This window comes from Chryseobacterium capnotolerans, from assembly GCF_021278965.1.
In the GTDB taxonomy this organism is placed as follows: Bacteria; Bacteroidota; Bacteroidia; order Flavobacteriales; family Weeksellaceae; genus Chryseobacterium; species Chryseobacterium capnotolerans.
In genome coordinates, this window is record NZ_CP065589.1 from 1640319 (window position 1) to 1666501 (window position 26183).

A 26183-nucleotide genomic window follows, 5' to 3' on the forward strand; every position below is an offset into this window, starting at 1 on the left:
TCATATTTCTTAGTGTTTATCATCTAATTCATCCTATAGAATTTTATAATTAATTGATTTAGAATTGATAGACTTAGCTCCGTGCTGTAGAAAACTTTCCGGAGCTAAGGAACTATCAATAAAATCACTGTACTTCTTAATCAGGACAAGCCTGTGTAGAAATGCAATGCCAATCCATGGAAGTGTCACCTTCTTTAAGAGTGTACATCTTCATGCATTTATTGGTGGTGTCATACACCATCATACCTTCTACAGGAGTTGTAATGACCGGAGTTATTCCATCAGCTGCAACAGGTTGATTGGATGCGTTAAACTTCACTCTGTTTGGGACAAAACCTTTGGTTTTGGCTTCCATCGCCAGCCATCCGCCTTTTCTTACCATTGGCCAGTTGTCTGTACTTCCGGCGCCGGCTCTTCCAAGAGCGGTAATACCCACTTTAGTAGACAATGCAGGATTGCCGGCAGTAGGGAGAGCTCCAGGCTTATAGCAATAAGTCTTTGCTTCAGCAAAAGTGATGTATCTTATCGTATTATCCGCATTGAAATCATTCATGAATACCCATTTGCTTCCTGTAAATACTCCAGCAATAGTTTTAACATTTGTGGTGAAAGCATTATCATCAGCTACAATCATCTGAATGTTGTTTCCAGAGGTGAAAGCAGAACCATAAGCTGAAAGATCTGCCTCAAAATATAGACTTCCTGGAGTATTTGAACGTTGAGACAGCCAAGTTCTCTGGATTCTCTGCATTATATTTCCAGAAATCGTGATGTTGACAAGTGGTGTTGTCGTGACATTATTGTCTCCCAATAGGAAATACGTTTTGTCATTGGCAAACCCTGTTCGTGCTGCAAGTTGGTTTGGAGAAGCAAAGTCATTGATGGTAGCAACAGAAAGAATTGTTCCTGCATTGACACTTTTTGACACTTTCTGTTCAAATGCTTCTATATCATCACGAGATATTCCAAAGATATTATTGTTGAATGTAGTATTGGTCGCTCCGTTCCATACCGTGTTTCCATCTGTATTCAGATAGTGCTCTGTATTAACCTGTCCCAGTGTAATACCATATTTAATGGCAAGATAAGAATCCACTCTTCTACGTTCTGCGGCTGTTAGGTTACCAGAACCATAAATGATTGTCTCTCCGAGATTCCCAATAAAACCTCCGTTGTCACTTCCGCTGCCTGTCCAACGAGTGTCTCCAAATATATGTCCTCCTAAGGCAAGCCCTACACCAGTATAGTTTACAGGAGCAGCGTTTGCAGCACCATTAAGCCCTCTTGCTAATGTAGTATTGGTAAAGGTATTGTACATAATGCTCGGTATTGTACTGGAGTAAATTAATCCAGAATTAACCATTTGTGTACCACCACCTACAACTCTTCTTTCTATTACATTGGTAGTAGGATACATTCCCATATAATCCCAATTTGAAATAGTCGTGTTTATATTATCCATCCCTATGCTTAGGAAGTGTGGATTGGGACTGCTTGGTGCTGTCATTCCTTCTTTGGTAACTGTAAATATGTCATTGCTGGTATTGGTAACTGTCTGTACGACTATATTACCTAATGTCTGATTAATCGCTGTAAAGTTAATCCCCGGATTAAAGTTGAAATAACTTGATGTACCTACAGCATACTTAGGAAGTGCATTAGTTACTCTTTGTGAAACTGTAGTTCCGTTCCATAGGTCTGTCCATCCGGTTACATCTGTTCCGGTTCCTGTATTATCTGCATTTTTATCAGCTCTATACCAATAAGACAGATTACTGGCAACTCCGCCCGGGGCAAGTCCAAAACCTGCAAAAGTGAAGAACTGCCCGTTTCCTAATGTTACATTTACAGTGTTATATACAATTCCATTTACCGTTACTTCCGTAGCCATTGGAGTAAAGGTATCTGCTGTATCGAACGTTTCATCCGGAGATTGTATCAGGTAAAGATTTTTCACACTTTTTGGCCATGCTACTGTTACTGTTCCTACATTGTTGGTATTCTGTACTTTCCACACAGACTCAAAACGATAGTTGGTTACTCCATTCGAACCGCCACTATAAGTTAATGGTATAGTAAGGCTTTGTCTCAAATTGTTGTCTCCTGTTATAAGATATTGTAAATCATTGGCCAATGCTGTAGTATTCGATGCGTTGCTATCTGCAAATCCTGTTGTAGAAATAACAAGTTGTTGTCCATTATTCACGCTTCCTGCCTGTTTTTGATCCAATGCTGTGAAATCGTCTTTAGCAATACCAAAGATATTGCTGTTATAACCAGCATTAGTGGTTCTGTCCCATACAATACTGCTGGCTGTAGAAAGATAATTTTCACTCAATGTAACCCCATTCTTTACAGCAAGATAAGAGTTTACTCTTGATTGTTCATTGGCTGTTAACAAGCGGTTATACCATACGATTTCCATAATATCACCAGGGAAAGGTCCAGGTGCGTCCCAACCGGCATGGCCTATTCTCAGGTTTTTACCATAAATCTGGAACTTATTACCTGCAGGAAAGCCTGAAAAAGATTCATAAGAACCATTGAGTCCTAATTGTTTCTCTCCACCGGGTATAGAGGATGTACCACCATTAGCAACTGTATTATTGGCTATGGCAGAAAATACATTGGAAATACCAGTATTAAAAGCTGTAGAAAAATCGGAGGAAGTTATGGTATTAAAAAATTCATATTGTCTTGGTTTTCCATTGGCAATCGAAACTCCTGGTTCCGCAGCATTTGTATCATCGTCGATCCCTGTGATACGTCCTGTTCCATTAGCTGTAGTTGGTCTTACTGCTGAAAAGATAGAAGTGTTGGTATTAGGCATCTCTACATTGCCTAATGGGTTCATTAATGCTGCATTATTATAAAAGAATTTAGAAGAAGTATATCCTGTGGTGTACGGATAGAAGTTGTGGTTTCTGTCCGCTGGGGATAAGGCAACTCCACCCACATTCGGAATATGGTCTGCATTGGCAGAGTGGTCTTTCCATGCAGCAGCAACAGCTCCTGCATCGTCTGATTTAACCCAGAAGTCAGGTCCAACAACTCCACCTGGTGCCTGTACAAAGCCTGCAAAAGTAAAGTACTGTCCATTAGACAATACTACATTGGCCGTATCATATACCACACCATTTACAGTAACTTCTGTAGTCATTGAAGTAAAGGTATCAGTTGCATCAAAAGCGGCATCCGTAGACTGTACAAGGTACAGGTTTTTCAAGCCTTTAGGCCATGCAACTGTTATGATTCCTACGTTATTGGTATTCTGTACCTTCCAGATAGCCTCAAAACGTTGATTAACCACACCATTAGAACCAATGGTGTAAGATAATGGCATTGTAAAGCTTTGTTTCAAACCATTATCTCCTGTCATTAGGAACTGCATGTCATTAGCCAAACCTGTAGTGTTGGTAGCGTTGCTTTCCGCAAATCCTGTGGTGGAAATAACGAGTTTCTGGCCGTTATTCGTACTTCCTGATTGCTTTTGGTGTAATAAGGTTAGATTATCCTTTGCAATACCAAAAATATTATTGTTGTAGTTAATGTTAAGGGTTCTGTCCCATATTACATCGCTGGCTGTGGAAAGGTAATTCTCATTCAATGTAACTCCATTCTTTACAGCCAGATAAGAATTTATTCTGGACTGTTCATTTACTGTTAAAGTACGTTTGAACCATAAAATTTCCATAATATCTCCAGGGAAAGCACCTGATGCATCCCAGCCGGCATGGCCTACTCTTAGATTACGGCCATATAGCTGGAATTTATTGGAATTATTGAAAGAGGTTGTTTCATAAGCACCATTCAGTCCTAACCTTTTTTCTCCACCCGAAAAAGTAGATGTACCTCCATTGGTAACTGAATTATTTGCTATTGCTGAGAAAATATTGGAAATACCATAATTAAATGTTGTAGAAAAATCTGTAGAGGTTATAACATTCAGGTATTCATAATGTCTCGGTTTTCCATTCGCAATGGAGACTCCAGGCTGGGAACCATAGGTTGCTTCATCATCAATTCCTGTAATACGTCCGGTTCCTGCTGTTGTAGGCCTTACTGCTGAAAAAAATGGACTGAGATATATTAGGTAGCTCAGCATTGGTAGGGTTCATTGCCGAAGTAGGATTATGAAAGAATTTAGAAGCGGTGTACCCGGTAGTATAAGGGTTAAAATTATGATTTCTATCCGCCGGAGATAATGTCACTCCACCCACATTCGGAATATGGTCTGCATTGGCAGAGTGGTCCTTCCATGCTGTAGCAATGGTTCCTGCATCATCTGATTTTACCCAGAAATCAGCTCCGGAAACTCCGCCGGGACCAAGGGCTGTAACAGTAATAGTAAGATCGCTGGTACTTGTACAAGTACCGGTGGTGATAGTCCATCTGAAAGTATATATTCCTGAACTGATAAGCCCTGTAACAGTGGTATTGTACAAAGATGGATTGGTAATCAACGGATCTGGAGCACCTACTGGTTTTGAAACCAAGGTCCATAAACCTGAAGATGAGGCTCCAGGATTATTTCCATTGAGAGATGCTTCTGAAGCGCCCATTCCAAGGGTTTGATTGGAGCCTGCATTAGCATTTACCTGTGGGGATACAAATATAGAAAATGTACCCTCCGGAGAAGTTCCTGAGCAGGTATATTCTTTATCAAGGAATCTGGGGTCTACTCCTCCTGCATTAGGAACAGGCTTTATTTTGAATACATATTCTCCCTGCTTATCCAGGTTACTTATCGTGGTAGAAGTATTGGTAAGTGTTCTAAGATTACTTGCTTCGTAAACAGGAATAGCAGCTCCTGCCGGTTTTGAAACTAAGGTAAGATCATATTTACCCAAAAAACCTTGAAGATAACTAGTATTAACCATTCCTTGATATATGGCAGGTAAAGGAACAGTAGCCGTTACAATACCTGATCCTGTATAACAGATTGTAGTATTGGGTATAGCCACATTTGGACGGTTACCATCTGAAATATGAATGTAATAATCCTGACTATTACCACAGACGCCACTTTTAATAGATAAATTAACCACATAAGTTCCCACTCGCCAACCTCCGGCAGGTGGAGTTACTACTACATTTCTGTTCATCGTCCCTGCTCCATTCAAAATCAAAGTGGGGCTTCCTCCAGGAGGAGCAATCCCAGAATTACTTACTGTGGAGGTAAGCGTTGCGGGATCTGAGGGGTCAATCTTGAAATAGATGGTAATAGGTACTGTTGTCCCTGCCATATTACAATAGACAGCACCTCCAGTGCCACTTGCAGAATAATACTGCATTTGTTCAGGATATGAAGCATCAATAAAGCTTACCAGTTTGGGATCAGCTCCATTGTAATTGTAGGTAATCTGAGGCGTAGTATATGTTCCATTGGCATTGGTGACCGTTATGGTGAATACATAAGCTCCGGTAACATTTACTCCATTGAAGTAAATTGAACTGTTCCTGATTTGATAAAATGAAATATTACCTCCTGCTGGCTGGCTGATAACATTCATGGTAATTGTAGTTCCAAATGCAGGATTACCAGATGAGTTTGCTGTATTGCTTGCAAACATTGGAGACGTTCCACTCAAACTGATGTATCGGTTGGTATCTGTTGATGGATAGCATCTGTTATTGATAGCAGGGATACTGATTTGTGGATTAGGAATGAACCTGACAATAGCATCGTCTTCATACCAGCAGTTTGGATTGTTGATGGATGTTATTCTTAATACCGCACGATAAGCTGGATCAATATCATGATTGGCTTTCTTGATAAGAGTCAGAGTAGGGGCTGCTGTAGTTGTATTAGACATAGTAGCATTTGTGGTCGTGGTCTGGTTATAATATTCCTTATTATAAATGTTGTAGTAAGTCCATGAAGCTGTATACCCTGCTGGGATTACAGCATTTAACGTTGCTGTTCCGGTATTGGCAGAAATATTGGTAATATCAGGCCCGGCAGTAAAAGATGAAACATCTCCCGGAGCTGTAATGGTTACCTGTGAGGTTGCTGTTCCGGTAGTACAGTTTTGTGCAATCTGGAATACATAATTTCCGGGAGAGGTCATTCCGGTGACGTTGGTATTATAACCTGAAGGAGTTACAATAACCGGGTCCTGAGCTCCGGAAGGTTTCGAGACGAGGGTCCATAATGGATTTCCAACTGTACTTCCTCCCGGACTTCCCGATAGATTGGCAGACGTGCCGCAAATGACGGCATTGGCTCCTGCATTAATGTTGCAGCTTTGTGCCGAAATCATCATATTACCTATGATGAGCAATATGAAGAAAAAGACGGTTTGTTTTTTCATGATGTAATAGTTTTTAGCTGTATGTATTCAATTAAGGCTTCCAAAAGGTCCAGACTTTGCCGTTGTATACGGCAAGTTGTCGTTTAACTGTATCATAAGCCATCATTCCGGGAGCGGGGTCAATGATGTTGAGGTGCGGACTGGCCACTTTGGGTAATATCATCGCCTTGTTGGGATCGGATAAAACCAATATCCCCGGAGTAGTGTCTGTGGCAGCGGCTGATCCGATGACTGATTTTGCAGTTGTAGACTCAGTTTTGCTGGTTTGGGCCGAAAGACTGGCTGTGCCGGTATTATCAATACTTAGATCAGTCCAGGTTCCGGTATCCTTCAGGTATTTTACTTTGTAGTCGGCAGTATCATAAATAAGGGTACCGTTGTTTGTAATGCCTGTTTTCGTTTCTACGTAGGGGGAGTATCAGTCCCCGGTTTTCTGTGTCTGCAAATTCCATGGAGACCGAAGTATTGGTTACTGTCGATTTCCCTATGGCAACCTGAGACTTTACAATGCCCGATACAGCAAGAAAAATTGCGATGGGCAGAAATTGTTTTTTCATGATTTTTTAAATAGGTTTTTATATGATTTGAATGGAATATCTTCTTAGTTTCAGATCTATTAGGCATTTTTTATTGTTTTATGGATTTACAGGTAATGTTAATCCACTACAGCTTTTTCCTCCCATCGTGATGTTCACTGAAGTATTTCCTGAAGTAATAGGAATGCCATTGATACTATATATAAGGTTTCCGTTTCCTATACTGAAGTTTCCGGCTGCAAGAGTGAACGTAAGTCCATTCTGAATAAAGCTTTGTGCAGGATGGGTTCCTCCATTACCACCTGTGTAAGGAATGGTTAATGTACCATTATAGGTTGCTCCTTGGATAGCTGTTGGGGTGAATGACGCGGAACCACAGGTAAATCCCGAAACAACTCCAGATACTGATTCCATACAATCTGACCACTTTGCCGGATTATCCTGATAGGCCTTTATACAGTGTTCAGATACATCATAGATCATCATGCCTGGCTGTGGATCGTTAATGGAATTGGTATTGGATACTCTGTTGAGGTAAAGAGCCTTATTGGCATCTCCCAAGTCAAGGTCTGAGCTTGAGTTTGGTGTAGCAGTGCCTATACCAACCTGACAGGAAGCGAAGCTCCCCATCATGATGAGTATAAGCGTTATATATTTATTCATATGATTAAATTATTTAGGTTTAGAACCGTTAAGCAGAAGAATAATCTATTTACACATGTTATACATGGTGGTGGAAAGTGCCTGCTTAACGACAGATGGATTTTAGCTTATTTTACTCCTTGATGCAACGTACAGATCTGGTATATTGTACTCTAGTGTCATCTGTAGCACCACCATTTACAAATCTGGCAGCCCATATATGGGTTACAAAATTATTGTTATAAACTCCTGAGTCTCCTATGGAATAGTAACCGTAGCTATAGTCGTTAATAGTAGGAGTGGTCACTTGCATAGCATCAGCATTGCTATGTCCGCCTCCTGTTAATTTCAATTTTGATGGGCTATTACTTGCATACATTTTACTACTTGCAACATTTTGTCCACCGGTAGCAGCCATTAATGCTGACCATTCTGCCTGTGAGGGTACTTTGAAACCTTGAGGGCATGGGTTGTTGGGAGAAGAAGCCAACCATCTGCCTGCTCGTGCTGGTGTCGTCACTGTTGTCAATAACCAGTCACTGGAAGAAGTTGCTCCATATGCGTTTATTCTATTAGGAGTCGTAGGGCTCCATGTTGTTGCTTGTCCCTGAAGAGTTCCATATTTATATGTTGAGTCATAATATGAAGCGGGTGGATTGAAAGTAGGGTCAGGAGGACTAACATTTCTGATTATGAGTTCATGTCCATCCGGTTTTCTGCCCCATTGAAAGAGGGAGCCCATGGCATTTTTATCTTTTGTTTCTGTTGCCTGTTGGGTAAGGTTAAAGTTGGGGTCATTAACATTGGCATAGTTTGCTCCGAGGTTATTGTTCAGCCACACTTTACCATCTTCTGCTGTTATGGGTAAGTAAAGGAAATTATGCTCATATACGCCATTGCTTATCTGCCCAAACATTCTGTCTGGTATTCCCGGTATATCGCGCAGTTCATAAGTAGTGAGATTCCCTGCTGAATTGTATGGATATTGGAAGGTTCCTAACAATATACCCAGATAATCATTTCCTATCCCTGCATTGATGTCTAACTTTTTGGCAAGTAAATCATTCCCAACGGTTTTTATGGTAGCTGCAATGCTGTTATTGGCAGTTGTAAGGGCTTGCGATGCCCAGGATAATGTTACCTGTGTTGCTACACCATTCTCTGTGAGATTTGCCGGAACGGTAATGGTATTGCTCCATGCTGACACAGTGCCTCCACTCCCCGTAACAGTAGCCGGGATATATACTGTAGTGCCTGTAGTGGTTATACTTCCCTGTACATCCACTGGAACGTCTGCAGTTCCGTCAGCAGCTACAGGTCTTGTTGTACTTGCAGGCGTTGTAGGTACTGTATAAGGTAAGTAATCACTGTCTAGTATAGATGCTACCCAATATATTTGGTTTTTTGATAATGTAACGGTTCCAGGCAATATACCTCCAGGATTACCTGTTGCGGGATTTACTGTAAGGGATATAGCATTGACTCCTGAGCAGCTTTGTCCGCCAATAGTAATGTTAACCGGAGTCGTTCCAGCTGTGATAGGAATTCCCGTAACATGATATACCACATTACCATCTCCGTTGGCAAAAACTCCTAATGGAAGGTCAAACGTAAGTCCTTTTACTGTAGTGGTTTGTGACGGATATATTCCGCCATTACCACCAGTATAAGGAATGGTTAATGTTCCACTATAAGTCTGTCCGACAGTGGCAAAGCTTGGAGTGAAATACGCACTGGCACAATTAAGGCTGGTAACAGATCCGGTAAGTCCTCCGTTTCCAACAATGCACCCTGACCATCCCGCAGGATTACCTTGGTAGGCTTTTACACATTTATCATTAAGGTCATAGATAAGCATTCCTGATTGCGGATCAGTAATAATCGAAGGATTGGCTACTCTGTTTAGATAGAGGGCTTTATTGGTAGAAGCAAGTTCCAGAGAAGCGCTGGGGTGCGGGTTGGGAGTATTGATGCCTACTTGTCCAAAAATAGTTGCACTTATAAGAGATGCTGTTAATAAAATTGGTTTTTTTTTCATTTTAAAAGGTTTTTTAAGTTTAAAATCAGGATGAAACCTGAGGGGTATTCATTCAAGAGGTTTGTGTAAGGATGAGGCTTATAGTTCCGTTGCTTTATAATCTCTACCCAAATGGTTATATGAGGTGATATTCTTGAGGATATCCAGTGGATTGAAGGATTTAAAAATGCTATCTAAGGCCAATTTTGTATAGTTTTCCCAATTGCAACCTGTGATTTTATAAGGGGAACTTTGTAAAGGGGCGCTGTTAATGAGACTTTGCTTATGAATCTTGTGCCTGATTTAATAAATAGTACAGCCTGTTCGCATCAGGTAAACCTGGCAAATAAGGATGAATTAGGGTAAATTTTTCATTGAATAAAGGCTGCTTGATACCTAAATTAAATGAGCGGAAAAATGGAATGAATCTGAGGGGGAGGACGGTTGAAGTTTTGAGAAAAACTAAGATGAGAAAACCCATGATTTTTATGGATTTTATTCAGATAAATATCCAGCAAATGGAATAAAACAGATGTTTTGCTTTCAGGCTTAAGCAGAAGGAATTTCATCATGTGTTGTGGCCTGATAATTTGCTTTTCATTCTCAGAAAGCGCCAATAAAGATTTTTCTGATTGGCTATCTCTACTGAAAATTAATATGGTTTTATGACTGTTTTTAATAGGCTGAGAAAGGTTCACCTCTTTCTTTTGCTTTCTTTTGCTGGATATGAATGTGCTTTTTCTTTTGAAAACCTTCTTTATTTTTTCCTTTTTTGGATGGGAAACATATATTTGTTCCATACCTGAAACTATGGTGCCCTCTGATATAACAATAGCGGTTGATATATTTGGAGCCTCTAATGAAGGGGATTCGCCATGGTTACAAACAGCCTGTATGATCTGAAAATTGATCAGCAGTAAGACGAATAAGAAAAATCTCCTCCCTCCAAATGAATGCAGAGAGAAGAGTTGGTTCATCATGTTATTTTCAGAATCGGTTTTCATTTTGATGCAATATTATGACTGCCATAATCTCTGTACAAGTCTGATACATGAATAATTCGGAAAGTTTCATGTACTGTTTAATCTGTTTTACAAATTTGCTATACTGTAAATCAGTTAGTTGCATGATGTTAATGTATTTTAATAAAATTTAAAAAATCCCAATTAGGTATTTGAATTTTTGGGGTATATATTTCATTAAATTTGCGCAAATGATAAATATAAATAAGGTTTGTTGTTAAAAAGAATCAACCTTATGAAGAGTAATGAATCATTGAATTTTAAGGTTGATAATTATTAATATTTAAAATAAAAAATAGAGTAATAATTGCATTGAAGTTTCCTTAAGCTCATATTGAGATTAGATTACTGATAATGTTATTATCATAAATACTAGTTAAAACTTACTGAAATGAAGAAAATTTATTTACTTTTTATCCTTTTGTCTTTTTATGGAGCATTGGCCCAAAATGCAAAACCTCTGAATTCTGGATCCATGACAAAAGAGGTGATTATTGGGAAGTTGAAATATATCAAAGAGAATACTTCCCTAAATCCAAAACAAGAGGAAGCTGTATTGCTGCAACTTAAATTCGAATCAGAAAAAATAAAGTTTGAAGAAGGGGTTTTATTAAGTAGTGATTATTTAATGGCAACATATAGTGAACAAGATAAAAATAAGGAGATTGTTGCCCTGGGAAATGAGCTGAAGAAAATAATTAAAGATAGAAAAGATGACCCTACAGGGGTTATATCCAGTATATATAGAAAGAATGCATTGGCTTTAATGTATCTGGGCCTCGATAGTGATAGTAAAAGGGATGTGGAAACAGCCATTGAATTTGCAAAAACAATAAAGAATCCTGATCGGAAATACTTGAGACAGACTCAATGCTATATGGACCTGCATTCTTATTATGCCAGTATGAATCATCAATTTGAAAAAAAAATATACAAAGATTCAACTTTATACTATCTTAATAAGTCTTTGGATGCCGGACAAAAAATAAAAGATAATAACGGAGAAATATCGAATAAGATTAAGTATAATGAAGTTATTTTTATTTACATACGACTCGGTATATTCTATCTTGAATATTCTGATGAAAAAGGAAATCTTGGATTGGCTGAAAAAAATCTTCTGAAAGCAGAAAAACTCCAGGAAGAAACAAATGGTTTGCCTATCCGTTCACAAACCACGCTTTTTAATCAGCTGAGCTGGCTGTATATGGAAAAGAAGGAATACCAGAAGTCTATTGATTATGCAAATCGTTCATTGCAATTGGAAAAACAGCAAAGCCGTCCTTCTTCAAGAGTGGAATCTTTTGAATTCCTTGCCACCTGTTATATGGAAATTGGAGAGAAGGAAAAATCTAAATATTATATGAGGCAATATACCAACCTTAAAGATAGTATAACGATTACAGGGAGAACAAATGCCAATACTACAATAAAGAAAATGGTTGCAGAAGTAGATAACGGGCATAAGGAAAATTCAAAAAAACAGTTGATGATCATTGGTATTCTCATTCTTATGGCAACAGTGGTTACTATTATCCTTTGGAGAAGAAAAAAAGGATCATTCATAAGAAATATGAGGAATTGATTACTAAGATCAATGATGAAAAGAAAGCGTCAGAACCGTTACCAGATATTAAAGATAATGAATCGAAGTCATCAGTTGTGATCACAGACGAAACAGTAAAATCACTACTGCCTAAGCTTGAAAAATTCGAAAATTCAGATAAATACCTTCGTAAGGACTTAAGCCTTAGTTGGATGGCTAATCATCTTAATACCAATCCAAAATACCTTTCTGAGGTCATTAAAGGGTATAGAAATCATAATTTCACCAGTTATATCAATGAACTCCGCATTAATTATATCATCAGGAAACTCTATGAAAACCCAATCTACAGGGAATATAAGATAACTTATCTGGCGGAAGAATGTGGCTACACAACGCCACGTGTATTTGTGAATGCTTTCAAAAAAGAAACAGGTTTTACCCCTTCTTATTTTGTGGAACAATTGAAAGCTTCTGCATAATGATCAATTTATTTACCATCAGCTCCAGGAGTCTTGATAATAAGTATTTTTTGATGTTTGAGTAGTTTGATTATTAGTGTTTTAAATTAAATAATTGCTAACTTATTATAACATATCATTTTATGAATGAAAAATTATATTTGCAAATATTCTTGTTGATTTGTTCAGACAGTAAAAGTTTCTTTCAAAGATTACAGACTGTTTTTATCTCTCTGTTGTGTCTCTTATGTTTCTCCATGATCCATGCAGGAAAAATTTTATGTCCTGGAAATGAAAAGATAGATCAATTAATAGATCAGGCAATTTCTCTTAATAACAACGGAAAAGCTAAAGAAGCTCTTGGACTCCTTCAAAAGGCTAATGAACTTGCCAATACTATGAAATGTGAGAAAGGAGAACTGGAAGCAACAAAAAATATAATGTTAATTTATTCTCAGGATTATGATTATAAAAAAGCTTTGAAAATATCAAACAGAGCTATAAATGTAGCCGTTAATCAGAAAGATTATGAAACACTATCCACTTTATATAATAAAAGAGCAATACTATACGAAAATTTGGGGCTATATGGTGAGAGCCTGAAAGAATATGAAACGGCTCTAAAATATGCGCAGTTGATTTCTGAAGCAGATCATAAGCATTATCAGACGTCTTTGGTTTATTATAATTTTGCTCCATATTATCAAGGACGATCAGATGAAAAAGTACTGTATTATCTTGATAAAAGTAGGGAAGAGGCTCTGAAAATAAGCGATACCAGTAAAGAGGTTCCTTTAGACAAAAAAATTGATATGCTGGTATCAGTAAATATGAACCTGGGAATTCATTACAGAGACTCCAGAAATAAAGGAAGGAATATCAAGTTGTCTGAATTCCATTTTATGGAAGCTCTTAAACAACTTGATTTAATTAAAGGAGAAGTAAATCCTGAGACAAAAATAGACTTATATCAGGCACTTCAAGAGTTTTATCATCTGAAAAAAGATTATAGGAAAGCTATAGAATATGGAGATAATATGCTGGTTTTGGAAAAGTCTAACAGCATGCCTTATAATAGAAGAGTCGGATATATGGTATTGGCAAAATCTTACCTGGGAATTGGAGATAATACAACTTCACAAAAATACCTTGATCTTTTTCAAAATTGAATGACAGTATTATTTCCGCAGAAAAAGATGCTGTGGAAGCTCCTGTTAAAAAGGTGATCTCAGAGACTAAGATTGCCGGAGATAAAAAGATAAAAACAATTGTTCTTATCTCTTTTATTGTTCTTGTTTTTATAACTTCAGGCATGCTGATATACCGAAGAAGAAGCAATAAGATGATCCGTAAAAAATATGATGATCTGATCGTTAAAATGAATCTTGAAAATCAGAACAGTACAAGAGAACCAGTACAAGAGAAGACTACCGAAAATAATGCAATAAAATCCTCTATTACCATTACAGACGAAACCATAAAGGCGCTGCTTCTTAAACTTGAAAAATTTGAAGGCTCAAAGAAGTTTCTTCGTAAGGATCTGAGCCTTAGTTGGATGGCGAATAGCTTGGGAACCAATCCGAAATATCTGTCGGAAGTCATTAAGATTTATAAAAATCATAGTTTTACAAGCTACATTAATGAACTTCGCGTCAACTATGCTATTAAGATGCTTTATGACAACCCGGTTTACAGAGAGTATAAGATTGCTTCCCTCGCAGAAGAGTGCGGGTATGTAACACCAAGGGTTTTTGTTAATGCTTTCAAACAGCAAACAGGGTTTACACCTTCTTATTTTGTGGAACAATTGAAAGTGGTAGTATGATTTTTATTGTAATTTAAACAAGCTAGTCTGCTAAAAAGAAACGTTCTTATACAATATTTAAGCTATAATAATGCGAAACGCTATAAGGGTTTCGTATTTTTTTATAATAGTTAACTGTGTTTTTAATGTAAGTATTTAGTAATTAAAGTATTTGATTTCTGTGATAGATGGAATAATTCAGAAATTGTCATATATACTATTTATTGTAAAGGTAGGTTTATCGTAATCATATAGTTTATTCATCATCAGGCCATATTTCGTTTCGAAATAGGCTGCACTAATACACGGTACAGCTTTTATTTACATATAAATGATGAAAGAATACTCCATCTTTTTCAAATTACGATTCCCATCATCATTACTTTAACCTTATAAAAGAAATATTGGTAAAAGAAGAGGTGGCCATAGCTGAAATTGCGAGAAAGTTCACTTATGATCCTTCTGAATTTTCAAAATTCTTCAAAAAACGGACAGGACAAACGCCGGGTAATTTCCGCAAACAGTACAAATACTAAAATTTATTCTAGTTGATGAAAACAGCTTGAAACTATTTTATAAGCCAAGTAAGATAATTAAGAAAAAGTTTATGTTTTGTTAAACCAGTATAAAAACAAAATCCCCGAATGACTTCGAGGATAAAAACTAATAACCATGAAAACTCAAATTAAACATGAGAATCGGTTGCAAATTTAATACAAATTATGTTATTAGGCAATTGTAGATATCAATAAGTTCTATTGTAAATTTCATTTGCTTTTTAAATTATTAGTTCATATTGGTAAAATGGAAATTAAGATATATTAATATTACCTATTCTTTAAATTTAATATTGTATAATGGGGATAATATAATAAAATTTTTATTTTTAATAAGATTGAGAAAAATAATTATTGTTGTATAAGTATAGTTGATTATTATACAAAAATTTTCAACTGAGATTCCTTTAGAAAAGACTCTGGCTGATAATGGGTTTATTTTGAAAGGAATAATAGTTATAACGGCAGGATATAAGAAAACCTGTAGGAAATTACTTAATCAATGATAAGATTGAATAAGAAATAATACCAATTATATTCAAATATAATATGGCCTGGAAGTTTTCAAAGCTTCCAGGCTTATTTGATTGTTTCAAATGATTTCAGTGGTGAAATTCAGTGAAAATTCTCCGGTAAAAATTTTTTATTTCATAGGAAAGTATAAGCTATCCAATGATGAAGATAAATTGATAAAGATTGAGCTCAAAAGAGATGGCATCAATGAAGAATCAAGTGCAAAAAATTAATTAAGATTATAGTTTGCAATAACCAGGCTCAATATAAAATGTACATAATTCTGATCCGTTTCCTGCCTGTTGATCAGCTTATTTTTATATTCGTAAGAATTTAATGCCTGTGTTAATCTTTGATACGTATCAAAGTTGTCATCTTTAATTTTCACCCTTATATTACCATCTTTCCGGTTAATAAGTTGATTGTCTAAAGTTCTTACTTTAAATAAAACATTAGATAGTTTCGGACGGAAATTCATTGCCCCAATATATCTTTCAACAATATTGATTTTGAAGGTATCAAATATGATGTTGTGAAAAACAATTTTAGAGTTAGGCTCCTGAGTATTGAGCTCGAGCTTATAATTCATTATAATTTAAATTTTAGTAAAAATAGGCTTCATTATACCAAATAATATTGCCTTGTTAATAGATCATTCCCATAATCATGATAATACATTATCTGTGATTGAAATGAATGAGTAAAGATAAAGTTTTTTATTGAAAAAAAAAGTATGAGAAGATTAATATAATGGATTAATACCTACTTGAGATTTATGGTAAAGCTATCAAATATACTATTGCAAGGGCATTTTAAAATTATTTTTAGAATTTAAATATTTCACTTCAAAGAAAATATTTAAACTTATAGTTCATGTTGTACTCTCAAAATACTCAAAAACTAATAAATTTGCATAGGTATACGCTGCAAAAAATGAAGAACACTGATATTCCATTAATTTAAAGGGATGTTTAGAGATAAATGGATATTTCTATTTGCTGATTGTGACCTTTTACATCAGTTTCAGCATCCTGATCTTATAATTCCTTCTTTATCAATAATAGACCAGTAATTGAAATAAAAAAGCAGAGATCAATTCTCTGCTTTTTCTTTTTTAACCGCTTGATGCATAAAAAGGATCACTCCCAATAGCAGTATTGCAATGATAAGGTATCGCCAGGAAAGGTCTTTTTGTTCTGTTACTGTTCCGCTTACGGAAATTATAAAGCTGGTCACAGAAGTGATAACATATACCAGTCCGCCCATCAGCCCACCGGCTGTTCCGGCATTCTTAGGAAAATACAACATACTCGTTGTAAAGAATGAAGTAAATAAAACCCCCGAACAGATATGAATAAAAAAGGCAAAAGGAATCATAATATAAAGACTCTCCGCAAAATAGCTGGTAGTGATTAATCCGGCAATCAGGATCAGTTGAAGGATAATAGGTAATAGAATTCTTGATTTAAATTCCAGTCCCAATCTTCGTTTTCCTATAAAGCCTCCAATCATCCATGAAAATCCTAAAATCAAAGTGCAATATCCAATCACTACAGGAGTAAAGTGGAAGGTGTTTTCAATAATGAAAGGCCCGGTAATATTAAAGAGCATTACAATAGAATAACTTAATCCCAGGATAATAATCCCCAACATGAAGATCTTATTTTTAAGCATCATTGAATACAGGTTGATGTTCTCTGAAAGATCCAGCTTTTTCTTCTGTGGAAGACTCTCGCCACTGAAAAACCATTCGAACAGGAATAAAAAACCCGCATAAAAGGCAAGGAAATAAAAGTTAGCATGCCAGTTAAACAACTTTTCAAGATAACCCCCAAGGAAAGGAGCGAGGATAGGGCCGCAGGACCAGGCAATCGTAAAATAGCTCAGGTAATGCTTTACCCGTTCAGCATCATAAATATCTACAAAAATAGCGCGGGTAGCTACAACCAGTACCGAAACAGCAATTCCCTGAAGAATACGTAGCAGGCATATTAATAAAATACTGTTGGTCATTGTAATAAAAATACTGCTTAGGATCAAAACCAATAAAGCAAGTAATTTAGGTCGGTAGCGGCCGATGCTGTCTAGAATTCCACCCACAAATAGCTGTGAAATTCCATAACTCAACAGATAAGACGTTAAAGTGATCTGTATATCTTTTTCCGAAACCATCATTTCCTTGGCCATAGAAGGAAAGGATGGCAGGTAAATATCAGTGACAAACCCTGAAAGCGGGATAGACACGAAAGCCATAATGGTTATTAATCTGATGCGTTTCTCAGATGCTTCTCTCAACATATTCATTCATTTTTTACTCTGCAAAAATACTTCAAGAATAGAAAATTAAATTTTAAAAGACAAAGTAAAAATTACAAAATTCAAATATTTAGAAAGAGTTCTTAAATTTCAAAGGAGAAGTCTCGGCATGCTTTTTAAAGAAATTATTAAAATGGGAAGGCTGTTCAAAACCAAGCGTGTAGCCAACTTGAGCAATATCCCAATTCGTATATTTCAGCAGGTTCTTAGATTCTTCAAATATTTTTTCTTTAATAATCTGAGTGGTAGTAAGGCTTGTAACCGATTTTACAGATGAATTTAAATGATTGACATGCACATTCAGGTGATCTGCAAAATCAGAAGCGGTTTTTAAAGCTAATGGATAGGCTGGCGAATCCAGAGGAAACTGCTTATTCAGGAGTTCATCAAACAGTCTGTACAGGCGGACATTAGCAGGAAGTTCATTAAGACTCACATCCTCAACACGATTTTCAAGGGCAAGATGCAATACTGAAGCCAGGTTGCTTTTAATACCGCTGCAGCGGAAAGGATAGGTGGAATGATTCAGTTTGTACATCTGCTCAAAATACATGGTAGCCAGCTGGATCTGTTCCTCATTCAGAAATATAAACGGGTTACTCCATTCTTTAAATAATGAAGTCTTTTTAAACAGATTAAACTCTGAATTGATATTAAAGAATTCCTGATTGAATAAACATGAAAACCCCTCCTGGAAGTCATCTTCACATTCCCAGGTATAAGGAATATTAGGGGAAGGGAAAAAGAGAACTGGGCGGTCAACATACGTCGTATGAGTTCCGTAATGAGCCGTTCCTTTTCCTATGATAAAACAGATTTTATAATAATCACGTCGGTTATAAGGGCTTTTAAAACTGCAGTATTTCCTCGGAATGATGTTGAAATGGGTCTTTCCGGTCTCAAGATCAGCATCAGATATTTCGAGAATGTTTCTGCGGGTACGTTTGTAGTAGTCTTTTATGGTTTCCAGTTGATCACTCATTTTTCCAGAATTATAAAAATCAAAGATAGGTAAATCTTTCGTTTTTCAGATTTGCCTTTGATAGTTTTTATAATTGATATTGATATAAGATCCTTACTAATTCTTACTGATCTGCATTTCTATGATATAAGAAGGAAGCTGAAAAGGAATTGTTTGAGCATCTTCTTTAATAACAAATCCAGACTCTTTCAAAAACTCCAATAAAGGATCTTCAGCAAGAACATTGGTCCAGATGATATCCGTGAACGAAGCTGCAGTACGACATTTTTTCCATAGAGATTCACGGGTCTCAGGAGTATTATATTCCTCGAGAATAACAAAATCAAGTTGTGTGAATCTTTTTCCTTTCTGAGAACCTGGATATCCGGAACCGCTTTTTAAAATACCATACCCTATAGGTTTCTCATCAGCATAAATGATAATAAGCTGATTAGAAAGATTATTCAATTCATTAATCATTTTCCTGGGATCCCAGTTTTCTATATAATGCTGGATCTCCTCTTCTGAAATAAGTTCTTTATAAGTAGTGTTTACAGCAGATTTAATGATGGTAAAAAGATCATCAACACCCTCGTCGGAACCTATGGTAAATTTTGAAACAATATTCATTCTTTTTTCTTCAAAATTATCAGATTAACGCATTCATAAAGGATACAGATCGTTAAAATATAACCGGTACAGATTCTAATTTTGTAAATTTGTTCAGTACAGATTAATGAGAGATGATGAAAATTTACAAATACGAGGCTTTTACAGCAATCATAGAAGAGCAGATCAGAAACGGAATTTTACAGGGCGGAGATAAGCTGCCATCCATCCGGGAAATAAAAGAAAAGTATAATCTGAGTATAAGTTCCGTACAAAGTGGTTTCGAATATCTGATGATTAAAGGGTTAATTGAAAGCCGCCCACGTTCAGGCTATTTTGTAACAGAAAAAAAAGAAGAATATATTCCTGAGATCAGAATTAAGCTTCCTGCGGTAGTTCGGGATGAGGGGTTTATGAAAAATCTACTGCTGACCTCCAAAAGAATTTCAGAATCTAGTTCCTTCAATACGGCTGTGCCCGGTGATCTTTTAATTCCTCAGAAGCTGATTTTAAGAACCATGCAGGAAGTAATTCGGGAAAAAGGAGCTTCTTTACTGAGGTATTATCCTTCCAATGGACTTGAAGCACTGAGGAAACAGATCATAAAGCAAATGGGAATATATGGCTCCCGGCTCAATCCTGATGAGTTGATCATCACAGATGGTGCTCTGCAGGCATTAACGATTGCGTTATGCTCTGTAACCAAGGCTGGAGATGTAGTAGCAGTGGATAGCCCGTGTGTATTTTCTATCTTGGAAGTAATTGCTAATCTGGATCTGAAGGTTATTGAGATCCCTGTTCATTATAGAAACGGTTTTGATTCTGAATATTTTCGGAAGGTTTGTTCAGAAAACGATATCCGTGCTCTTATCATTACCCCGAATTTCCATAACCCAACCGGTATCAGGATGAGTGATGAAACTAAGAAGGATGTATTGGGAATTGCGGAAGATCACCAGGTATGTATTATCGAAAATGATATGTATTCAGATCTTTACTTTGAAGAAAAGCGTCCATCCAGTATTAAAAGTTTTGATGAAAAAGGATGGGTGATGACCTATTCTTCGTTTTCAAAAACGCTGGCTCCCGGAATTCGTTTGGGCTGGCTGTATGCCGGGCAATTTTATGCAAGAGCAGAAAGAGCAAAATTTGCATTGGGCAGGTCTGTATCTCCGCTTTACCAGGAACTTATCCTGAAATTGCTACAGGAGAATAGTTATGAAAGACATCTGCGCTCATTTCGTAAAAAATTAAATCAGCAGGCTATTCAGCTGCTTGAGGTGCTGAAGAAATCTTTTCCGGAGGGCTCCTATTTTCACAGACCTCAAGGCGGATACAGTATCTGGGCACAAATGCCGGACAATATGGATATGAAAAAATTTCATAAGTATTGTGAGAAGCATGAAATTTTATTCACACCTGGAAATACATTTTCTCTTACAGATAAGTATGATCACCATTTTCGGGTTGTCTTTTCAGAAAGAATTACTTCCGAAAGCCTTCGTTTATTAGAAGAAGCAGGAACAAAAGTTCATGAATTTATTCTCAATGGAAACTAAAATAAAAGAAAAAGTCTCATTAGCTCAATTATTACAATGGAAGACAAATATATTCGTATCAGATCAAAGATAAAGATTGGACGAGTGGTTAATTCTCTACTTTATTCAATCAAATATCTGATATTCTTATCAACTTCCAATAGAGGAATTCCATCAGTAACCTGGAAAGAAAAGCCATTGATCCATTTTTCCTTGGCAAGATCAATATCTTCGCCGTTTATCATATGCTTTTGGAAGAAATAGGAAATATCCTGTTTCAGATATTTTTGAGCAAGCTCAAGAAGAAGCTCATCCGTAAACTTTATTTTTTTCTCTTTACAGATTTTCAATAGTTCCCGCATCAGATCATCCAAGGACTTTTTATAATTGGTTTTCAGCATAATTTGATTATCCAGCCAGAAGGCAAAAATAGCCCCGCGTCTGTAGGGAACCTTTTCTACATTTCTGCTTTTCCAGAAGTTATCCTTTATTTTATAATTAGGAATATTTCTTTCCGGGTTTTTCCAATGGCTTTTGATGACTTCGCTGTTAAAGAGTTTTTGCCATTCATCCATCGAAATATCTTTTATTCTTAATCTGTTTTTATAAGTATAATAATCTGTAAAACCTTCGCTGAACCAATAATTCAGTTCTTCATGTTTATTTTGAATTGTATTCCCGATCCATTCATGCATCAGTTCATGATGAAAAAGATATCGGTATGAATCCTTGTTATTGAAGGGATTATTTGTTCCCTGGATTATAAATGCATTTTTGATCGCAGAACCTGTAGTACTGTAGCCTTTATATAAACTGTCTTTTTGAGAAACAGTGGGCGTCATGGTAACCGTAAAATAATCCTGATCATAATCCTGCCAGAAGTCCCTTTGAGATTGTACGGCTTTTTTAAGATTGGAAAATAAGAACTCATCAGTCAACTCGTTATTCCATTGATCTCTCAACGCAAAATAAATAGGCTTATCATGTATTGTAAAAGAATAAAACCTGTAATCGCCTCCTATAAAAATTGAATTGTAAAAACCTTCCCAAAGAACAGCCTTGATTTTCTGCTTGCGAACTTGAGAGGCAAAATTATTATGAAGCTTAAACTTTTCAGGGAAATTTAACCATTCAATAGAAAATTCAAATTCCTGTTCATTCGGCATTTTTGTAAAGGAGGCCGGAACTACAAAAAGATTTTTCCCTAAAACATGGAAGAAAGCATTGTTGATTCTGGGGCGGTTGAAGATCTTATAATTAGGATCTGTAAAATCCTGTTTAATATGATAAGTCAGAGAAAATTGGGTTCCTTTGTTCTGATGGATCTTTATGGCATTACTTTCAGGCTTTATTTCAAAAGTAAGATGAGGATTATCCTCCTTTAATAGGACCAGGTTTTTAAAAAGATCATTTTCTCCCCAGTTTTCATTGGCATAATAGAAGGATAAAGTATCTGACGCTTTTTTCAGCTTATAATCTACCTGAACTTTTAAACCATTCTTTGAAAGATCTGCATCATAATAAACCTTATAATTGATCTTGTTTTGTGAAAAAGCAATGAACGGCAGTATGAGTGCCAGGAACAATAATTTTCTGATCATGGATTAGTTCGTTTTTTCCAAATGTAAGATAAAAATCCAAAAACAGAAGAAAGGTGTTATCAATAAAACGAAAATAAAGAAGAATAATCAATGTAAAATTCAGTGGTGAAATTTGACTTACTCACGATTACAACGGGTTTTATATCGAAATTGAAGGTTAAAAATCGATAAAAATCGGTTCGTGAATAGAAATATGTTAAAATTTCGCTCATTTTGCTTAAACTTTTTTCCTTGCTACTAGGCTGGAATCACCATAAAACCTATATTTGCAGCCTAAATTTTTAAATATAATGAAAGAACTAATTGAAAAAATCAACGCAGAATTTGAGGCGTTCACAACTGAGGCAAACCAACAAGCGGAAAAAGGAAACAAAGCAGCTGGTACAAGAGCTCGTAAATCAGCTTTAGAATTAAGCAAATTGTTCAAGGATTTCAGAAAAGTTTCTGTAGAAGAATCTAAGAAGTAATTCAACCTTTAGCCGGCTTTTGTAGCCGGTTTTTTTATGCCCTTAGCACAATTATCTTCTCTTGGTTGCGATGGCCTCTCAAAAACAGCAAAGACATCCATTTTAAAAGAATTTTAAAAATTGAAATATACTTTTGGGGTTTCAATATTAAATTTTCCCTTGTAGAGTGGTTATCATCTGTATAATTTGTATTTTAGGAATATCAATTACACGGAAATACAATGAAGCATTCCTTTTTGCTGTTTATCCTGATTTTTAATTTTTATTCGGCTCAAAAACTTCAGGTAGTAGATGCTGAAAATGGAAAACCGATTCCTAATGCAAGAATTCTTCTGCACAATCAGATTGTTTATACTAATGAAGAGGGCTTTGCGCCCGTAGATCAAAGCTCAGTAGATTTTGAAGTTTCAGCATCGGGATTTCAAAAGGCATCTATTCAGAAATTGTATTCTCCAATAAAATTGAAAAGAGGATATAAAAGTATTGATGAGGTAAAACTGACTAAGGTGGACCTGAAAAAAATCTTTGAAGATGTGGCCAGAAATTACAAAAAGAGATATTATAATGAGCCCTCCCTTTATGATGTTACATTTAAAGAAAAAAAGGTTGACAATCATCAAATTCATTTTTTAGTCATTGCAGAAACAAAGCTATGGAGTAAAACTAATTTTTACAATCCCAACAAATCATTTGACAATAACCTCCAAATGCAGCTGAATAATGTGAAGTATTTTAAGGATTTAAAATCAGACAGCATTTTTGTAAATGAAATACAGAAATTCTCTCCAGAATATATGGGTAATTATTTCTTTAATTTTGAGTTGAACAGAGCCTTGACTCATGTGAAAAATGAAGAATCAAAATATTCCGGGTGGATGATTTTCGAACAGGGAGATGAGCAATTAATCACCTTTACTATTAAGTCAGGATTGGGAATTGATATGGAAGGAGAAATGAAATATAATAAGACCGATAAGGTGATTACTTATTTTGAAATTCATTATTTGCAGGATCAGTACCCAATGGTTAAAAGAAAAATAGGAAATGGGGAAGAGTATGATTATCAGTTGGGAAATGCAATTCTTGTTTTTGATTTTTACAAAAATGAAGGAGTGTATGTTCCTGCGATGAGTAGGATTGAAGGCAATAAATATATTGCTTATTATAAAGGGGTTAAACATGAACGGAAAATAAGTAGAGAGCTTATTTATAATACTTTTAAGAAATCTGATAAAAATGGATTAACTCCCAGAGTAGATTTTAATAAAAATATCTGGGATAACACCTCAGTAAAAGAAGATAAAAATAATTCGATTCTGCTTACTACAGAGGAACAGGCCTTTATCAACAGAAGTTTACCGGATTTCGGATCAAAATAAAAGAGAAATGTTATATTGTTAAATTAAGAGATCAGGAAAATAATTTCATTTTTCTTCTAAAATGGATTTAAATACTGATGCCTAAAGACTTTTTTACTTTAATTTCTTTATCATCTCCGCAATTTCCTCTATCTTTAATGCAATCAATATACATTATGAGGATAAATAGATTTTTTGCAGTACCGGCTGTTATGCTGGCTGCCCAATTTTCATGGGCTCAGGTAAAGGTAGACCCAAAAGAAAACCTTCACCCAATCGTAAAAAGTTTTGTAGATGAGGTTAATAACAATTCCCAGCTTGAAGGGATGGCTTATGAACTTCTGGATGGGATAGGACCACGTCTTGTGGGAACTCCGGAAATGCTTGCCGCTAATGAATGGAGTGCAGAAAAGCTTCGTTCATGGGGAATTGATGCCAATCTTCAGCAATTTGGAACCTGGAAAGGATGGCAGAGAGGAACTACCCATGTTGATATGGTATTTCCAAGAGTAAAATCTTTGGCTGCTACTCAGCTGGCGTGGAGTCCTGCCACTAAAAAAGCGGTTGAAGCAGAGGTAGTCATTCTTCCAAAAGTATCATCTAAAGCAGAATTCGACAAATGGCTTCCGTCTGTAAAGGGAAAGATTGTACTGATGGCTCAATATCAGAAGATCGGACGTTCTGATGAACAGATCAAAGAATTTGCAACCCCGGAACTTTATGAAAAGCTTAAAGCTGAAAAAGAACAGGCTTCCAAAGACTTTACAGCCTATGTAAAGAACATAGGGTATGATAATAATACCCTTCCAGAAGCATTGGAAAATGCAGGTGCAGCTGGAATTGCCATTTCAAACTGGACCGGAATCATGGGGGCTAACAGAATTTTTGGAGCAAAAACATCTAAAATCCCAATGATAGACATTGATGTGGAAGACTATGGAATGCTTTACAGAATGGCAGAGAAAGGGGCACAGCCTAAAATTAAAATTGATGCACAGTCTAAGGTGCTTCCTGAAGCGAAAAGCTTTAATACAATCGGTATGATTAAAGGAAAAGAAAAACCGGATGAGTATGTCATTCTTTCGGCTCACCTTGATTCTTGGGATGGTGCTCAAGGGGCTACAGACAACGGAACCGGTACCCTGACGATGCTGGAAACCATGAGAATTCTGAAAAAATACTATCCCAATAACAAAAGAACAATTGTCATTGGTCTTTGGGGAAGCGAAGAACAGGGATTGAACGGTTCAAGAGGTTTTGTAGCAGATAACCCTCAGATTATAAAAGGAACACAGGCTGCTTTCAACCAGGATAACGGGACTGGGCGTGTCGTGAATATCAGTGGCCAAGGGTTTGTAAAGGCTTATGATTATATAGGGAAATGGCTTGACGGAGTTCCAAAAGCAGTAAGAAGCCACATTAAGACTGACTTCCCTGGAATGCCTGGCGGCGGTGGATCTGACCATGCTTCATTTGTTGCAGCAGGAGTGCCTGGATTCTCGCTGGGTTCTTTGAACTGGGGCTATTTTGGGTACACATGGCATACAACAAAAGATACCTACGACAAAATCGTTTTTGATGAGGTGAAGAATAATGTGATCCTAACGGCAGCATTGGCCTATATGGCGTCTGAAGATCCTGAATTTACCAACAGAGAAAAAGAGTGATGCCTAAAGACGATAAAGGAAACCTGGTACAGTGGCCGGAAGCAAAAGAACCTAAAAGAAGTTCTAAAGATTATAAATAATAAAAAGATTCTTTACAAAAAAGAATTTTTCAAAAAGGCTGTCCGAAAGGGCAGTCTTTTTATTTGTACAATATTTTGTTTGTTGTACATATTGTCAGAGGGTATAATATGCAATAAAAAAACATGTAAATACAAAAAGAGGTAAAGGGTGGATTTTTAATTTTAAAAAGCTTT

At 36.3% G+C, this 26183-nt stretch carries 19 protein-coding genes and 2 pseudogenes; 10 read left to right on the top strand and 11 right to left on the bottom strand.

The features are described 5' to 3' along the window. Nucleotides 1-136: 136 nt before the first annotated feature. The 3 genes from H5J24_RS07690 to H5J24_RS26360 are packed head-to-tail and all read right to left on the bottom strand — an operon-like array spanning nucleotide 137 to nucleotide 6477. Nucleotides 137-4105: a DUF8202 domain-containing protein gene (locus H5J24_RS07690; RefSeq protein WP_232816185.1), complete on the bottom strand. Its 3969-nt coding sequence runs from the start codon at nucleotides 4103-4105 to the stop codon at nucleotides 137-139. Beyond that, entirely contained in the window at nucleotides 4020-6314 is a 2295-nt protein-coding gene (locus tag H5J24_RS07695; RefSeq protein ID WP_232816186.1) for a hypothetical protein, read from the bottom strand. The genes H5J24_RS07690 and H5J24_RS07695 overlap by 86 nt, the downstream gene beginning before the upstream one ends. Nucleotides 6315-6345: 31 nt before the next feature. After that, a complete protein-coding gene (locus H5J24_RS26360; protein WP_488153959.1) occupies nucleotides 6346-6477 on the bottom strand; it encodes a hypothetical protein in 132 nt (43 codons plus the stop codon). Between H5J24_RS26360 and H5J24_RS07700 the strand changes: the two genes are divergently transcribed. Beyond that, complete coding sequence (locus H5J24_RS07700; protein WP_232816187.1) at nucleotides 6437-6664, top strand: hypothetical protein; 228 nt, start codon at nucleotides 6437-6439, stop codon at nucleotides 6662-6664. The genes H5J24_RS26360 and H5J24_RS07700 overlap by 41 nt on opposite strands. A 285-nt stretch (nucleotides 6665-6949) precedes the next feature. Here the strand turns inward: H5J24_RS07700 and H5J24_RS07705 are convergent, their stop codons facing one another. The 3 genes from H5J24_RS07705 to H5J24_RS07715 form a co-directional block, all read right to left on the bottom strand. Continuing rightward, nucleotides 6950-7513 carry a hypothetical protein gene (locus tag H5J24_RS07705; protein ID WP_141395698.1) on the bottom strand — a complete coding sequence of 188 codons (564 nt, stop codon included), beginning with the start codon at nucleotides 7511-7513 and terminating at the stop codon, nucleotides 6950-6952. Nucleotides 7514-7625: 112 nt separating this feature from the next. Next, the gene (locus tag H5J24_RS07710) at nucleotides 7626-9530 is read right to left on the bottom strand and encodes a fibrobacter succinogenes major paralogous domain-containing protein (RefSeq protein ID WP_068943673.1); all 1905 of its coding nucleotides are present in this window, start codon (nucleotides 9528-9530) and stop codon (nucleotides 7626-7628) included. Nucleotides 9531-9910: 380 nt separating this feature from the next. Further along, nucleotides 9911-10513 (bottom strand): hypothetical protein, encoded by a 603-nt coding sequence (locus tag H5J24_RS07715; RefSeq protein WP_068943672.1) that lies wholly within the window; start codon nucleotides 10511-10513, stop codon nucleotides 9911-9913. A 409-nt stretch (nucleotides 10514-10922) separates the two neighbouring features. Here H5J24_RS07715 and H5J24_RS07720 point away from each other — a divergent pair, with 409 nt between their 5' ends. The 5 genes and pseudogenes from H5J24_RS07720 to H5J24_RS07740 all read left to right on the top strand — a co-directional run. After that, nucleotides 10923-12116 carry a hypothetical protein gene (locus H5J24_RS07720; RefSeq protein WP_232816188.1) on the top strand — a complete coding sequence of 398 codons (1194 nt, stop codon included), beginning with the start codon at nucleotides 10923-10925 and terminating at the stop codon, nucleotides 12114-12116. After that, nucleotides 12113-12559 (top strand): helix-turn-helix domain-containing protein, encoded by a 447-nt coding sequence (locus H5J24_RS07725; RefSeq protein WP_232816189.1) that lies wholly within the window; start codon nucleotides 12113-12115, stop codon nucleotides 12557-12559. Before H5J24_RS07720 ends, H5J24_RS07725 begins: the two co-directional genes overlap by 4 nt. A gap of 122 nt (nucleotides 12560-12681) precedes the next feature. Further along, nucleotides 12682-13707, top strand: coding sequence for a tetratricopeptide repeat protein (locus H5J24_RS07730; protein ID WP_232816190.1), 1026 nt, complete (start codon nucleotides 12682-12684; stop codon nucleotides 13705-13707). Then, nucleotides 13704-14363 carry a helix-turn-helix domain-containing protein gene (locus H5J24_RS07735; RefSeq protein ID WP_232816191.1) on the top strand — a complete coding sequence of 220 codons (660 nt, stop codon included), beginning with the start codon at nucleotides 13704-13706 and terminating at the stop codon, nucleotides 14361-14363. Before H5J24_RS07730 ends, H5J24_RS07735 begins: the two co-directional genes overlap by 4 nt. A gap of 374 nt (nucleotides 14364-14737) precedes the next feature. Continuing rightward, nucleotides 14738-14878 (top strand): annotated as a pseudogene (locus tag H5J24_RS07740) (helix-turn-helix domain-containing protein); the annotation flags it as partial. Nucleotides 14879-15641: 763 nt separating this feature from the next. Here the strand turns inward: H5J24_RS07740 and H5J24_RS07745 are convergent. From H5J24_RS07745 to H5J24_RS07760, 4 genes are all read right to left on the bottom strand, one after another. Continuing rightward, nucleotides 15642-16001, bottom strand: coding sequence for a prevent-host-death protein (locus H5J24_RS07745; RefSeq protein WP_068943669.1), 360 nt, complete (start codon nucleotides 15999-16001; stop codon nucleotides 15642-15644). Nucleotides 16002-16504: 503 nt separating this feature from the next. Continuing rightward, nucleotides 16505-17710 carry an MFS transporter gene (locus H5J24_RS07750; protein WP_068943668.1) on the bottom strand — a complete coding sequence of 402 codons (1206 nt, stop codon included), beginning with the start codon at nucleotides 17708-17710 and terminating at the stop codon, nucleotides 16505-16507. Nucleotides 17711-17798: 88 nt separating this feature from the next. After that, nucleotides 17799-18710: a helix-turn-helix domain-containing protein gene (locus H5J24_RS07755; protein WP_068943667.1), complete on the bottom strand. Its 912-nt coding sequence runs from the start codon at nucleotides 18708-18710 to the stop codon at nucleotides 17799-17801. Between the two features lie 96 nt (nucleotides 18711-18806). Further along, nucleotides 18807-19319, bottom strand: a complete 513-nt coding sequence (locus H5J24_RS07760) for a hypothetical protein (RefSeq protein ID WP_068943666.1) — start codon at nucleotides 19317-19319, stop codon at nucleotides 18807-18809. Between the two features lie 113 nt (nucleotides 19320-19432). On the opposite strand from H5J24_RS07760, the gene H5J24_RS07765 reads away from it, so the two are divergent. Further along, the gene (locus H5J24_RS07765) at nucleotides 19433-20857 is read left to right on the top strand and encodes an aminotransferase-like domain-containing protein (protein WP_082811229.1); all 1425 of its coding nucleotides are present in this window, start codon (nucleotides 19433-19435) and stop codon (nucleotides 20855-20857) included. Between the two features lie 101 nt (nucleotides 20858-20958). Here H5J24_RS07765 and H5J24_RS07770 read toward each other — a convergent pair whose 3' ends face one another. Further along, nucleotides 20959-22437: a M1 family aminopeptidase gene (locus H5J24_RS07770; RefSeq protein ID WP_068943665.1), complete on the bottom strand. Its 1479-nt coding sequence runs from the start codon at nucleotides 22435-22437 to the stop codon at nucleotides 20959-20961. Nucleotides 22438-22727: 290 nt separating this feature from the next. Here H5J24_RS07770 and H5J24_RS07775 point away from each other — a divergent pair, with 290 nt between their 5' ends. From H5J24_RS07775 to H5J24_RS07785, 3 genes and pseudogenes are all read left to right on the top strand, one after another. Continuing rightward, on the top strand, nucleotides 22728-22904 hold the full coding sequence (locus H5J24_RS07775) for a histone H1 (protein WP_034684091.1): 177 nt from the start codon (nucleotides 22728-22730) through the stop codon (nucleotides 22902-22904). 221 nt (nucleotides 22905-23125) lie between these two features. Further along, nucleotides 23126-24283 carry a carboxypeptidase-like regulatory domain-containing protein gene (locus H5J24_RS07780; RefSeq protein WP_068943664.1) on the top strand — a complete coding sequence of 386 codons (1158 nt, stop codon included), beginning with the start codon at nucleotides 23126-23128 and terminating at the stop codon, nucleotides 24281-24283. 155 nt (nucleotides 24284-24438) lie between these two features. Beyond that, nucleotides 24439-26009, top strand: a pseudogene (locus H5J24_RS07785) (M20/M25/M40 family metallo-hydrolase). Nucleotides 26010-26183 lie beyond the last annotated feature (174 nt).